The sequence below is a fragment of the Treponema primitia ZAS-1 genome, from assembly GCF_000297095.1.
Lineage (GTDB): Bacteria > Spirochaetota > Spirochaetia > Treponematales > Breznakiellaceae > Termitinema > Termitinema primitia_A.
On the sequence record NZ_AEEA01000056.1, the window covers coordinates 100,595 to 113,904 of the forward strand.

The following is a 13,310-nucleotide window of genomic DNA, read 5'->3' on the forward strand; positions in this document are numbered from 1 at the left end:
CCCTTAGACTGCATTTTTTAAACCTATTTTTTCGTTGCCAACCATGCGGCAAGCTGTTTCTGCTTTTCCGCTATGATCTTATCGATTCCGGCAGCCTTGTATTGCTGCTGCATGCGGGTCAAATAATTTTCCAGAGGCTGGGCTCCCGAAAGTATGGCATAGCGAAATTCGTTGGTAACATTTGCACAAGCCCCAATTTCGGATTTTACCGGATCGGCGTCAAAGGTGAAGCCAAGCGCCACCGAAGGCTGCACGGTTGTATTATAGAACCTGAGCCTGGCCGGGTGATCTACCGGGTAGGTATTCCACCACTTACTGATAAAGGCATTGCCATTTTCCCAAATCGCATTGGGGATATAGGTTAGATTCGCAGCGTCTACTCCCTTGGGGAAGTCTATACGGCCATCCGCCAGGGTCACATAATTGCGTCCTTCGATACCAAAGTTTGCAAGGTTGTGAACCGCAGGATCTGATAATAAAAGGTTGAGATACATCATAACTCGTTCAGGATTGGCACTGTTACGGGGAATGGCAAAGGCGCATTCATAACCGCTAAAGGTGAGCGCTATGGGCGGCTGAATAATAACCTTAACAAATTCATATTTCCCGCCAATGCCCGATCCTACTTCAGCTTCAATTCCTTCCTTACACTGGCCGCCTAACGCCTGGATCTTATTATCCCTCAGGGCCGCAGTATGCGCAAAATTAGGGGTAGCAGTTTCTTTATTGATGTAGCCTGCCTCGTACCATTGATGCCATAATTTGGCGATTTCCTGGAAAGCCGGGTGTTCAAATTCGTTGACAACCTCCGCCTTTTCGTTTTTATAGATACGGCCGGGGCCGTCTCCAAGCACCTGGAAGCCCATCAAGTCAATATACGCAATGGCATTGTTATAGATAGAAAAATTAGGATCGTAGGCTTTGAATTTTGCCCAAATCGCCGTCATATCTTCCATTGTTTTTACTTTGGAAAGATCAACCCCTGTGGCTTCCACATAGTCTTTACGGATAAGATAACCATAACAACCACCTGCCTCTTTTGGCGTGGGAATTGCGTAGAGTTTTCCATTAACGCGGCACCCTTCAAGGTTATAGGGATTCATGTACTGGGCCATCTCCTTGCCATAATTGGCATACAGTTCATCCAAAGGCAGGAAGTAATCCTTGGCGACCATCTGGTGAAAAGGAAGTGTAACGGTGCTGACTAAATCAATTTTTTCACCGGCGGCCAGCATTAGATCGATCTTCGTAGTATAGGAACCCCAGTCAAACACATGCATTTGAACCTTGGAGTTGATCCTTGGTTGGACAAGCTTACTGATCTCAGAGCTGATAAGATCGTTATCAGGTTCTTCAAGATTTTCAACCCAATACCAGTCAATGGTTACCTGCTTTGAGGTATCCCCCGAGGCTGATTGTCCTGGTTGCCGACCGCCGCCTGCAAAGGCTGTGGCCACCGACAGGATAAGTAAAACACTTATCGTAGAAAAAAATTGTTTCATGATCTTTCTCCTCTAAAAAATATTGCAATACAGTTTCAGCCAAGGCCTCTACTGTTATTACGCTAATTCAAAGTCTAGCCCTTCACTGAACCCAATGTTAGACCCCGCACAAAATATTTCTGCAAAAACGGATAGGCCAGAATAATGGGGCCTATGCCGAGTATGCCCATGGCCATGCGTGCAGTTTCATTGGGAAGACGCACCTGCGCAGCAGAAGCCGCATCAGGAATAAAACTCGATGTGTTGAGTACTTGGATCGATATATTCACCCGGTACATTAAAAACTGCAGGGGATATAATTTTTTTGTGTCGATAAAAAGCAGCGCATTATACCAGTCATTCCAAAAATTAAGACTAATAAGCAACGCGATTGCCGCAAGCCCCGTAACAGAAAGGGGAAGCACTATTTTGAAAAAAATCTGCAGTTCCCCGGCGCCATCCATAATGGCCGATTCAATTACTGCGGGATGGATATTTGCTGAAATAAAAGTGCGAAGAATTATCACATTAAAACCATTTAACAGGAGGGGCATGATGAGGGGGATGATGGTGTTTTTGACTCCCAGCATTTTTACATATACCAAGTACCAGGGGACAAGCCCTCCGTTAAAGAGCATGGTAAAAACCACAAAAAGCGTAAAAAACTTGCGAAAGTGGAAATCTTTTCTGGAAAGGGGGTAGGCAATCATGGCGGTAATAAGCGTGCCCATAACGGTCCCGATAAGGGTGATCGCTATGGATACTGCGTATCCACGCATAATCTGCCTGAAATCTGAAAGAAGATATTCATAGGAACGCAGGCTTAACACGCGGGGGACAATCTCGTAACCGTATTTTGTAATTGTCGCTTCGTCAGAAATACTTATGGCAAACACCAATAGTATAGGAAAGAGGCAAGCTATACTGATAAGGGTAAGGAGTATATATATCAACCTACGCGCCCAAGGCGGTGATCGATCTGAAGAAACTGAATATTTTTTCTTCATAATATATCTCCTTCTTAAAAAATCGCGTTTTCAGGGCTCATCTTACGCACCAAAAGGTTCGCCGATAAGACAAGAACAAACCCAACCAGGGCTTGATATAAGCCCGCCGCCGCAGACATCCCGAAATCACCGGTAGTCGCCATGGCATTGTACACATAGGTATCTATCACCATGGTTGAAGGGTAAAGCATCCCTGAATTCATGGTAGTCTGAAAGAAAAGCCCAAAGTCCGAATAAAATATTCTTCCCAGGGCCAGGAGGTTTAATATGATGATAAAAGGCTTCAGCATGGGAAGGGTAATGTAGCGAATTCTTTGCCAATGGTTGGCTCCATCAACAATGGCAGCTTCGTAATAGGTCTGGTCAATACCACTAACGGCTGCAAGGTACATAACAGAATTATATCCAGCCCATTTCCATTGGCAAACCACTGTAAGGATGAGGGGCCAATATTTAGGCTGGCTGTACCAATCCACCGGCTGGAGTCCCAGCATGGGTAATATGGTTCTGTTTACGAGGCCTGAATCGTAGTTTAAGAAAGCATATACACAAGAAGCAATACCCACATAAGAAATAAAATAAGGGAGAAAAATGATGTTCTGATATACCTTTGCCAATTTTTTATTGGCAACCTCATTTATTATTATTGCAAAGAAAACAGCCAAAATTGTTCCGATGATCATGAACGCAAAGTTATAGAGAAGTGTATTCCGTGTTATCAACCATGATGATCCTGACTTAAATAGGAATTCAAAATTGCGAAATCCGACCCAGGGACTCTCAATCAAATTCCTTATAAAACCCGGATAGGAGTACTTGATGTTCTTAAAGGCAATAACCGCCCCCAACATGGGTATATAGTTATTTATTATCAAAATCACTATGGCAGGCAGCATGAGCACAAAAAATGCCCGCCAACGCCAGAGCTTAAACAAAAATCCTTTGCGTTTTTTTGGCATCATATCAATTACCCCTGTCTCCCAAATTGATTATTAACCATCCCTGAGGAGCCTCTGACAACCAGCTCTACCGGTAATATGGTCCGGCTTTTCCCAACATCACCCTGAATCCTTTCCAACAGTTTTTGCGCGCCTATTTCTCCGAGTTCCTGGAAATGTTGCCGTATGGTGGTAAGGTTTTCTTGTTTCGCATTTTGATTATCATCAAAGCCGGTCACTGATATATCTTCGGGCGCCCTGATACCTCTGCCTTTAAGATAGGCTAACACATCGACGCCAATCCGGTCATTGATGCATGCAAAGGCGGTAACTCCATTATTTTCAATCAGATTGTCCAAGGTTTGATACTGTAATTTTTCGCCCATAAGGCACAGCCCTTCTTCAAAGGGTATATCGTTCTGTTTCAACGCCGCTTTATAGCCGGCCAACCGCTCTCTATGCACACAGGTGATGTGTTCCGGCGCTTCATTCGCCAGGATAGTATGCTCGGCCGCAACAAAGGCAATTTTCCGGTGCCCCTTCTGAATCAGGTGCTGGGTAATCTGACACATACCATCCATGTGATAAGAAGAAACCACCGTACAAGGAAAATCATCGAACCAGCGGTCCAGCATCACCAGGGGTATACCCATGGCTTCCAATTCAGAAAGTTTACCCACATTTGCGTTCGGGTCAGTAGGAAATATCAAGACCCCTTCAACCTTGCTGCGAATACATTTGTCAATAATATCCACCTCAGAGGAGACATTCTTATTGCTGCATTCCAGCACCATGGAGTAACCGCCGGTGGCAAAAACCTCCTGAGCGCCGCTGATGATGTTGATGATCGTACTTTCCGTTTGTTCATAGTACATAACCACCAGGGCAACGATCCCCGTGTCCGCCGATTTGGGATGGACGAGTTCTCTGGCATTTGATTCTGCTACAAAGCTACCCTTTCCCTTGATGCGTACAACCTTGTTTTCGTATACCAGATCCGAAAGCGCCTTGCGTACCGTCATAATACTGAGCCCATAGAGCCTGCTGAGTTCATTTTCACTAGGGATACGGGCAGCGGACGTTAATTCTCCATTTTTCATCTTTTTGAGCAGTTCTTCCTTAAGAAAAACATACTTGGGAACCTTAACTTCCATAGCCTAACTCCTTAAGTTCTACTACGAGGTATATGGCTCTTATTATACCATGTTTGATGGATTTGTCGAGAAAAAAGAATTTAAATTTGGAAAATAACTATTTTTCCTGAAATTTTAACCAGTAAAGAAAAACATAAAATAGTAGAGATATACCTAGTATACTAAGTTCTGAATTTCTCCCCCCGAAATTCCCTCGCCGCCCTGTTCATGGCCAAATAATTTGCCGCAGGAACATAGGGCGCAATAGAATTGCCGGAACCAAGGGCAAATCCGCAGCGCTTTGATGCGTAGGCACAGGTTTCCTTGACCAGTTCGGCGATCTGTTTTTCATCCTCCCTGACCAGATGATCCATGTCGATACCGCCAAATAGTGCAATCCTGTCGCCGTAGGTATCAACCCAGTAGGGGAAGGGGGCAATCTGATCTTCGTTTGAATGTTTCGCGTTTATCCCAATCCCTATCAAATCATCCATAACTGGGAATATTTTACCGCAGCAATGGAGAACAAAGGGGTGTTGGTTGCCATGCACCACGTTTATTACCCGCTTATAGGCGGGTAATATATGTTCGCGGATATCATCCGGGGACAGCAGGGTACTGGTTTTATATCCTAAATCATCCCCAAAGCGCATAATACAATAGGCGTTGGAAAAGGTTTGTATAAAATCTTTCCATATTTGTTCTATAACATCGCCCATTTTTTGAAAGAGTAATGGAAATAATTCCTCGTCCTCATATTTCATGATACATAATTTTTCATAGCCCACAATGTCCTGGATACATTCAAAAACACCGTTCCCCGGTCCACCTACCCCTTTCATCCCCGCAGGAAGATTATTGCTAAATGCCTGAAACAGGGGATAATATTTTTCTTTGAATAATTCGGGAACCTTCTCCCAGGGATACTTATTAAAATCCTCCATAGTGTGAACTGACCCCGGTTCGTGTCCGTACAAAGCCTTGTTTCCCGGCAACACATCGGAGATAATACACTCGAACGGTATGGCGTCATACCCCATATCTTCAAAAAAATTATTGTATATCCTGAAATATTCATTCAGCTCCGGTTTACCACCGTTGATCAGATCGGAAAATTTTTTATTAATAATATCTTCAATCACATTATTTGCTACAATATGATCATATAAAGATACCCACCCGCTTTGTTTATTTCTAACCGCGTCGACAATTCTCGTATAATCACCCATAATTTAGCATCCTTCTCTTATTATCTATTGGTCGTTAACAAAAATCCCGAACAGCCTTAAACATCTCCACTACATTGACCGGGGGAATATCCGCAAGGATATTGTGGACCTGCTGGAAAATAAAGCCCCCACCATTGTTCAGGATCTCCAGGTTCTTCTTCACGTGGGGCCCTATCTCGCTAGGCTTTCCCTGGGGAAGCATCCTACGGGTATCACAGCCGCCGCCCCAAAGGGTCAGCTTGCCGTAAAGTTCCTTTTTTAAGTCCTCCAGGGCCATATCTTTGCAGGTAAACTGTACCGGATTAATGGCGTCAAGACCAGCGTCAGCCAAGAGGGGCATTAAGGGACGGACGCCGCCGCAGCAGTGGAGACAGATCTTCATTGCCGGGAAGCGTTCATGGATATAGGACCACATTTTCTTTTCCCGCGGGTAAAAGAAATCCATGTACACTTCCGGTGAAAACTGGGGACCACCCTGGGTACCCATATCATCTCCAAAACCGATCACATCAATGTAATCCCCCACCGAATCAAGGTAGGCCTTCAGGTTGACCATGTGCCTATCCAACAATACATCTAAAAATTTGTGTATCCGCTCGGGGTTTGCCAAAAGATCGCAGAGCAGATTATCCATGCGGAATATATATTGGGCGGTTTCCACCAGATTACCACCAAAGATACCGTAAATTGCCCGATCAGTTTTTCCCCTGGTGGCAGCGGCAATTTCACGCAGCTCCCGGGCGCCGGCGGGGGTCTTAAAATCTATTGGCATGGGCGGACTGGGAACCATGAGCCACATCACATCGTTTTGTATATCATCGTAATCGGAAAAATCATCCTTTTCATCATCATTAGCCAGGGGATATAGGGCCTGTTCAAAATAGTAACAACCCTGCGGCTGCTTGCCGACAATGGTCCCCTTAGAATTATAGATAAAACTACCGTTTCCCTGGCGGCGCACATCAACACAGACCGGAACCTTACAGGGGGTACCATCTTCAAGTTCCCAGTCCTTCCAGTATTCCGGTTTTTTATCAAAGTCGCAGCCAAGCTGAAAGGTGTCCACATCGAATTTATCGAGTACATCCTGTTCAACAATAGCAAGCTGCTGGATAATATCGTATATATACAGCGGACTTGGAGGAAGGTCCAGATATTTGCGTAAATTTTGATACGCTATTACATTAATGCCGCTGGATCGATGGGCATTAAAGTCTATGGGTACCCGATCGGGCTGTTTAAAATTCAAGGAAGCCATTACCCTTTCTCTGCTTGTCATTGTTTAATCCTCCTATAACTATAAGAACACATTTATTTCTATTCAGTAAGACCGGACTGCATGGTAAATCCCTTAATAAAATACTTTCGTAAAACAATAAATAATAATACGGTGGGGATGGATGTAAAAATTACTCCGGCCATCATAACGGGAATTTTTCCTCCACCGGTACCGGTAGACTGGGCTACCGCCACCATGATGGGTCTGACCTTTTCGCTTGAAGAAAGGATCATGCCAAAGAGCAGATCATTCCAAATCCACATTCCCTGAAATAATGCTACCACCGCGGTGGGCGCTTTTAACTGGGGCAGATAAATACGAAAAAATATTCCCACCGGCCCGCATCCGTCTATCATGGCTGCCTGCATGATCTGATTATCCATGTTCAGAAAATAACCGCGGTACAAAAATGTTGCAAATGGGGTACATATGGCGGAATACAACAGTATCATGCCGAACTTGGTGTTATAGATGTTCAAAAAATTGTAGGTGCGCATTAATGGTATGAGGTAGAGCTGAAAGGGAAAAATAGTGCCGCTATAAATAAGCAAAAAGATAAAAAAACTGCCCCTGGGACGAAGTTTAGTAACCGCAAACGCCGCGGTAGATGAAAGGATAACGCAGAAGAAAACGCCGCTAATAGAATAGATCAGTGAATTCAAAAAGTTTATTTGCAAGCGATAATAGGTAAAAACTTCTTTTAAATTGTTTAGTATATAAAAACTTTTTGGCGGCTCATAGAATTTGGTATTTAGATATTCCGCCGGTGTTTTAAAAGCAACCATCAGGGTGGAAACAATGGGCAACAGCCAAATTAAACAGAGGACTATTAAAAAGAGGTACACTAAAATGCCGACAGCCGGATTTTTTCGTTTCATTTTACCGCCCTCCCCTTCTATTTATTATCCGCATGATCCACTGCGGAGGTTGTTTTCATATAGATAGCGGTAATCGGCAGGATGAGCAGGGTAAGAAATACTCCGATAGCCGCGCCATAGCCCTGGTGGTTACGCTGAAAACTTTCGACAAACATACTCACCGCCAGAGTTTCCGAGGAACGCACCGGGCCGCCCCGGGTCATGATATAGATGAGGTCAAAGGCCTTGAAGGAGTTGACAATGGCCATACCAACCACAACGGTGGTGATTGGCTTAAGCATGGGAAAGGTAACGTAGATAAATGTTTTCCACCTATTGCAGCCGTCAATACGGGAAGCTTCAATCTGTTCCGCAGGTATTGAGGTGAGGCCCATAAGAAACATCACCAGATTTCCCCCAAGCTGCTGCCAGCTCCAGGCAATAAGCAGGGAAATGTTATTGGTAGGAACCTTATACAGCCAATCAACTTTTACATTGATTCCCAGGAGCCGCAGGCACTCATTCAACACACCGTATTCTTTTGAATACATGTACCACCAGATTGCTCCAACAGAAACAAAGGAAATAGCCAGGGGCATAAAAAACACCGACTTGATAAGGGTTTCTCCCTTAATACCATTTACAAATACTGCCACCAGGAGACCGGCGCCTACAGAAAATACAATGGTAAAGGCTACCCATATAAGCGAATTCAACACGGAACGAAGAAAATTACTATCGAGAAACATATGGACGTAATTGTTGAAACCGACAAATTTCATTGCCGAAAGGCCGTCACTTTCGAACAGGCTGAGGTATATGTTTTGGAACATGGGAATGATAAACATAACGGTTACTACAAAAACTGCCGGGAAAGCAAAAATATAACCCCATCGATGAAATAGTTTATTCAAAATCTGCTCCAAACTTTTAGTGATTAATAATACCGGAGGGATGCGGCGCTTACCACAGTACCCTCCGGCATTACTTTTACTACAATGCGGCGCTATTTAAAATAGGCATCGCAGAGTTTTTGAATATCCGCGCAAATAGCCTGCGGGTTTGCGGGGCTTACAATAAATTCCTGGAATTTAGCGTTAACCTGCAGCATAAGTTCCGTTGGCATATTTTCCCAGAAACGGGTAAGGGTAATGTAATTACCATCCACAATTTCTTTTTGTATGGCCTGCTGCATGGGAGACAGGAACGAGGTATCGGATTTGGAATTCACCGGGAAGCTTCCCACCTGCTTTGCCAGGAAGGTATTACCCACGGGACTCATGAAATAATCCACCGCCTTCATTGCCGCGTCCAGATGGGGTGCGTTCTTAGCAACCAGGATCGGCGAGGGTTCCAGGATCGCCCGGTTTTTGCCGTCCTTAGTTTTAATGAAGAAGAAACCAATTTTGCTTTCCGGCACGCCTGTGTCAATAAGGTTGGTCTTTAAGAACCAGGTACCGCCAATGATCATGGCAAGCTGATTGTCGTTAAAGAGCCGGGGCACATCACTGAAGTAGTTGACCGATGGATCGGTAAAGTAGCCTTTGTCGATCATGTCCTTCCAGGTAGTGAAGATTCCCACCGCCGCAGGATCGGTCCATTTCTTTTTGCCTGTACAGAGGTCATTGTACAGTTGGGGATCCACGGAGCCGGCAATTTCTTCAAAGGTAATGAAGGCAGGCCATTCGTCAACGATGGTCTGCTGCAGCGGGGTCTTACCCGCCGCTTTGATCTTGGCGCAGTTGGAAATAAATTCATCCCAGGTCGCCGGTGCATTTAAGCCAAGCTGGGAATAGATTTCCTTGTTGTAGTACACCAGCCAGTATTCCACCCCCCAGGGCAGCGCATATTGTTGTCCGTCAATGGTATACATATCCCGGATACCCTGGGAATAATCCGCCTTGTACTTATCCCAAACAGCGGAAGTGGGCGCCAGGAGTCCGTTTTTCTGCAGATCCTGAATCCACGCACCGGCCCACCAAGAAAAGAGATCCGGCGCCGAGTTGGTCGGCAATGCCGAGCGGGTTGCTGCGGTGTACACGTCGGTGGAAGGATATCCAACCGGTTCAAGACTAATGCCGGTCGCCGCTTTCAGATCCTGGCCTGCCTTGACAAAATAGGGATGGTAGTCCGGCGCCCCTGTTTTATCATGGGTAATCGTGATAGAACTTGCCTCACCTGAACCGCCCTTTTGACCGCCCGCCGAAACTGCTGTAATAGTTCCTGTTAGCAGCATCACTGCTGCCAATACCGTTACAATCTTTTTCATTTTTACTCCCTCTCAATATTAATTAAGCACAAGCTGTGCTTTTTACTAAATTAATCTTCCGTCCAAAATAGGACCATGGCATTAACCAGAGCAATTTTCAGACAACGGATAGGGCGATCAATCCCTTTCAACAACTACTCCACCCATCAAACCCGCCAAACCAGGGATTTATTCCGTGTTATACAAAGAGAAACGCCTTAACAATTTTATCATAATAAAAAACATAAAAAATGGTACCATGGGAATATTGAGCTGTCAATCAATTTTTTTTCAATATAATGCATTATTTTTCAAATGGCAGGTACCGCAATTTCCCCCTATCCCCATTGAGGAATCCCTGATTATCAGCTTCCCCGGGATGCTCACTGTTTTTGGTTCGCTGAGCCCGTATGGAGCATCCGTTTCAAAGGCCGTATGGGTACATGAAATTTATTTGCAACTAGTAGAACTGTGGCGTAAAAAAACAAATATGGACGGTTTTTTACTATGAATGACTGGCGTTCACAGCGAAGCTTGCTGATAAATCCCGCTGCCCTTAGTGCCCCGCAGTTTCCTGAATAACCCTCAGGGTTTTTTCCGCACAGCGATCCCAGGAGAATGCTTCTACCCGCTTGAGTCCCTGGCTGCGGCATTCCAGGTAAGTGTCCCGGTTGGTGCTCATGGTAACCATACGATCCGCCATATCCTCCGGACTGGTGGGGTCGAAATACAGGGCGGCGTGTTCCGCCACTTCCGGCAGGGCCGCGGACCGTGAACAGGCCACGGGTACCCCTGAAGCCATGGCTTCCAGTACCCCTAAACCGCCTCCCTCATACAGGGAGGGAACCACCACCATATCGGCGCCGGAATAGAGCTCAGGGAGATTTTTTGCCGGAAAATGGCCGGTAAAAAAGATATCACCCCGATATTTGCTCAAAGCCCCGGCGTTCTTGATAATATCCGCACGGTTGCTGTCCGAACCGGCCAGGACCAGGCGGTGGGGGAACCGGGTTCGTTCCTTAAAAATATCAAAGGCCTTGATAAGCCGGACATGGTTCTTAACGGGATGATCCAGCCGGGAAACGCAGAGTATGTAGGGACGGCGGAAACTGAAGGGCTGGATCAGTACCACGCTTTCCTCGTTTTGGGGCCGGGGGTAAAAAACCGATAGATCAATCCCGTTGGGAATCACATCAACCAAAGATTCCTTGACCCCCATCCGCTCAACCAACTCCTGTTTAACCCATTGGCTTACCGCAATGATCCGGTCCAGATGGCGCAGAGCCCGGGGGAGACCTATGCGGAGTATCATCCCCAAATGTTCCCGGACACCCCGCCTTCCCCAATAGGCCGCCATATCATGAACCACCCCAATACTTGGGCAGGGGGAACCCTGGGGCAGCTGCTTATGGGCAGCGGGGAAGAAACAGGCATTGTACTTCCGCTGTGCCGCAAATTCCGGGTACTTATGAATATGCCAGATGGTATTGGCGGTATTGCCGTTGAAATGACATTTTGAAATAAATTCCAGGTCCGGAGCGGTTTCTGTATAGGCATAACGGTCATAATCCCATCCAAAGAGCTCATAGAGGTCACCGGAGGGAGGAATTCGTTTTAATATTTGGGAAAGATATACACCGACCCCGGATGTCCCGCCGTCGCAGTTAAAGGTGTCGATACCAACCTTCATTATACATACCTCTATGGTATATTCTAACGGAAAATTTATTTTTAAGATATTCCTTTTTTCCCACCCTTTTCCACTTGCGACACAATGTATAGCGTGATATAATGTTATATAAAGAATTGTGCGCTATAGGTGTAACGCTATATATAGCCCCATTGAGGTAGGATATGCGCTGTCCCCACTGCGGGAATTTTGACGACAAGGTAATAGAATCCCGGACTCTGGCCAATGGGGATGCCATACGGCGCCGGCGGGAGTGTAACGGCTGCGGATACCGGTTTACCAGCTATGAGAGGACTGAGGACAAGCAGTTCATGGTGATAAAGCGGGATGGCCGCCGGGAACCCTTTGCCCGGGAAAAGATTGAGCGCGGGGTTCAGCGGGCCCTGGAAAAACGGCCGGTATCCCAGATGAGTATCGAGAACCTCATCAATGAAATAGAGGACGCCACGGCCATCATGGGTAAGGTAAACCACGAGATCGATGCCGCCGCCATAGGCGATTTAGTCCAGCAAAAGCTGAGCGCTCTGGATAAGGTGGCCTATATCAGGTTTGCCTCGGTGTACCGTCATTTTGAAAATGTAGAAGAATTTGTGCGGGAAATACAAAAATTGGGAGAAGTCCCGCCGCATCCTTGAGGCGATATAGATTGGGGCTGGGTTTCTTACCCGTCGGCGGGGGGACGTCGACGGGTACAGAAAGCCCGGGGAATAGGTCCAAAAAGGTACCCGGAGCAGGTGGTCTGCCTGAAACTCCGCCGCCGTTACCCATCGCTATGGTGTCGTTCGCTTGGGAGTGGTTTTTGGAGGGGTGACAGTAGAGTTATCGCAGGCGGCCGCCCGGTTCTGCCTGGCCTGCTATTTTTAGGTTCAGAGTTTGGCGATATCCCCGGGTACGAGTTGTAAAATGCCGGAAATCTCCTCACCGGAAAAGCCCCTGGCCTTAAGTTTCCGGGCGGACTCCAGCTTTTCCTGATACGCCTTTTCCTCAGCTTCTTCCCGGCCTTCCTCTTTACCTTCCTCTCTGCCTTTGGCTTCACCCCAGATAATACCTTCCTCCCGGCCGGCGCTTAGGCCCTTTTCGTAGGATTCCTTTTCCCGATGATATTGGTCATACAGGAACTTTTCACGGGACTCCGCCAGTAACCGTTCCCGCTCGTCCTCGCTCAGTTCCATCAGCGTGGCCACCGCTTTCTTTATTACCGGGTCTTTTTCCGCTACCATCATGAAATCCTCCTCGGTCTCGCTGGTGAAAAACTGAGACCATATATATAAGTCTGAACCGTCGCTCTGTTCCGGCAGCTTGGGCAGTTCCAGGGTGTTGATTTCCAATAAATCGCTAAATTCGGTCCCCGTTTCCCGGTTCAGCAGGGCATATCTATTATAATAATCCTTTTCCTCGGGAATGAGAATATCATTGATGATGATGATACAGACAACCCGGTTAGCCTG

At 46.3% G+C, this 13,310-nt stretch carries 12 protein-coding genes; 1 reads left to right on the forward strand and 11 read right to left on the reverse strand.

All coding sequences use genetic code 11. From position 1 onward, the window contains the following. Window positions 1–23 precede the first annotated feature (23 nt). The 10 genes from TPRIMZ1_RS0110320 to TPRIMZ1_RS0110370 form a co-directional block, all read right to left on the reverse strand. Window positions 24–1,502: an ABC transporter substrate-binding protein gene (locus TPRIMZ1_RS0110320; RefSeq protein ID WP_010258699.1), complete on the reverse strand. Its 1,479-nt coding sequence runs from the start codon at window positions 1,500–1,502 to the stop codon at window positions 24–26. 74 nt (window positions 1,503–1,576) lie between these two features. Further along, on the reverse strand, window positions 1,577–2,488 hold the full coding sequence (locus TPRIMZ1_RS0110325; protein ID WP_026043662.1) for a carbohydrate ABC transporter permease: 912 nt from the start codon (window positions 2,486–2,488) through the stop codon (window positions 1,577–1,579). Window positions 2,489–2,502: 14 nt separating this feature from the next. Beyond that, the gene (locus TPRIMZ1_RS0110330; protein WP_232616802.1) at window positions 2,503–3,210 is read right to left on the reverse strand and encodes an ABC transporter permease subunit; all 708 of its coding nucleotides are present in this window, start codon (window positions 3,208–3,210) and stop codon (window positions 2,503–2,505) included. Between the two features lie 245 nt (window positions 3,211–3,455). Then, the gene (locus TPRIMZ1_RS0110335; RefSeq protein WP_010258709.1) at window positions 3,456–4,580 is read right to left on the reverse strand and encodes a GntR family transcriptional regulator; all 1,125 of its coding nucleotides are present in this window, start codon (window positions 4,578–4,580) and stop codon (window positions 3,456–3,458) included. Window positions 4,581–4,741: 161 nt separating this feature from the next. Beyond that, window positions 4,742–5,701, reverse strand: a complete 960-nt coding sequence (locus TPRIMZ1_RS0110340; RefSeq protein ID WP_157784219.1) for a uroporphyrinogen decarboxylase family protein — start codon at window positions 5,699–5,701, stop codon at window positions 4,742–4,744. A gap of 121 nt (window positions 5,702–5,822) precedes the next feature. After that, on the reverse strand, window positions 5,823–7,067 hold the full coding sequence (locus TPRIMZ1_RS0110345) for a uroporphyrinogen decarboxylase family protein (RefSeq protein WP_010258715.1): 1,245 nt from the start codon (window positions 7,065–7,067) through the stop codon (window positions 5,823–5,825). A 38-nt stretch (window positions 7,068–7,105) separates the two neighbouring features. Then, the gene (locus tag TPRIMZ1_RS0110350; RefSeq protein WP_010258720.1) at window positions 7,106–7,945 is read right to left on the reverse strand and encodes a carbohydrate ABC transporter permease; all 840 of its coding nucleotides are present in this window, start codon (window positions 7,943–7,945) and stop codon (window positions 7,106–7,108) included. Window positions 7,946–7,962: 17 nt separating this feature from the next. Further along, window positions 7,963–8,838, reverse strand: a complete 876-nt coding sequence (locus TPRIMZ1_RS0110355; protein ID WP_026043664.1) for a carbohydrate ABC transporter permease — start codon at window positions 8,836–8,838, stop codon at window positions 7,963–7,965. 92 nt (window positions 8,839–8,930) lie between these two features. Continuing rightward, window positions 8,931–10,193, reverse strand: a complete 1,263-nt coding sequence (locus TPRIMZ1_RS0110360) for an ABC transporter substrate-binding protein (RefSeq protein WP_010258730.1) — start codon at window positions 10,191–10,193, stop codon at window positions 8,931–8,933. 535 nt (window positions 10,194–10,728) lie between these two features. Continuing rightward, window positions 10,729–11,862: a glycosyltransferase family 4 protein gene (locus TPRIMZ1_RS0110370; RefSeq protein WP_010258733.1), complete on the reverse strand. Its 1,134-nt coding sequence runs from the start codon at window positions 11,860–11,862 to the stop codon at window positions 10,729–10,731. Between the two features lie 164 nt (window positions 11,863–12,026). Between TPRIMZ1_RS0110370 and nrdR the strand changes: the two genes are divergently transcribed. Then, the gene (nrdR, locus tag TPRIMZ1_RS0110375; RefSeq protein ID WP_010258736.1) at window positions 12,027–12,497 is read left to right on the forward strand and encodes a transcriptional regulator NrdR; all 471 of its coding nucleotides are present in this window, start codon (window positions 12,027–12,029) and stop codon (window positions 12,495–12,497) included. A 231-nt stretch (window positions 12,498–12,728) separates the two neighbouring features. Here the strand turns inward: nrdR and TPRIMZ1_RS18805 are convergent. After that, the coding region (locus TPRIMZ1_RS18805; RefSeq protein WP_010258738.1) for a PD-(D/E)XK nuclease family transposase at window positions 12,729–13,310 on the reverse strand (582 nt) is incomplete at its 5' end.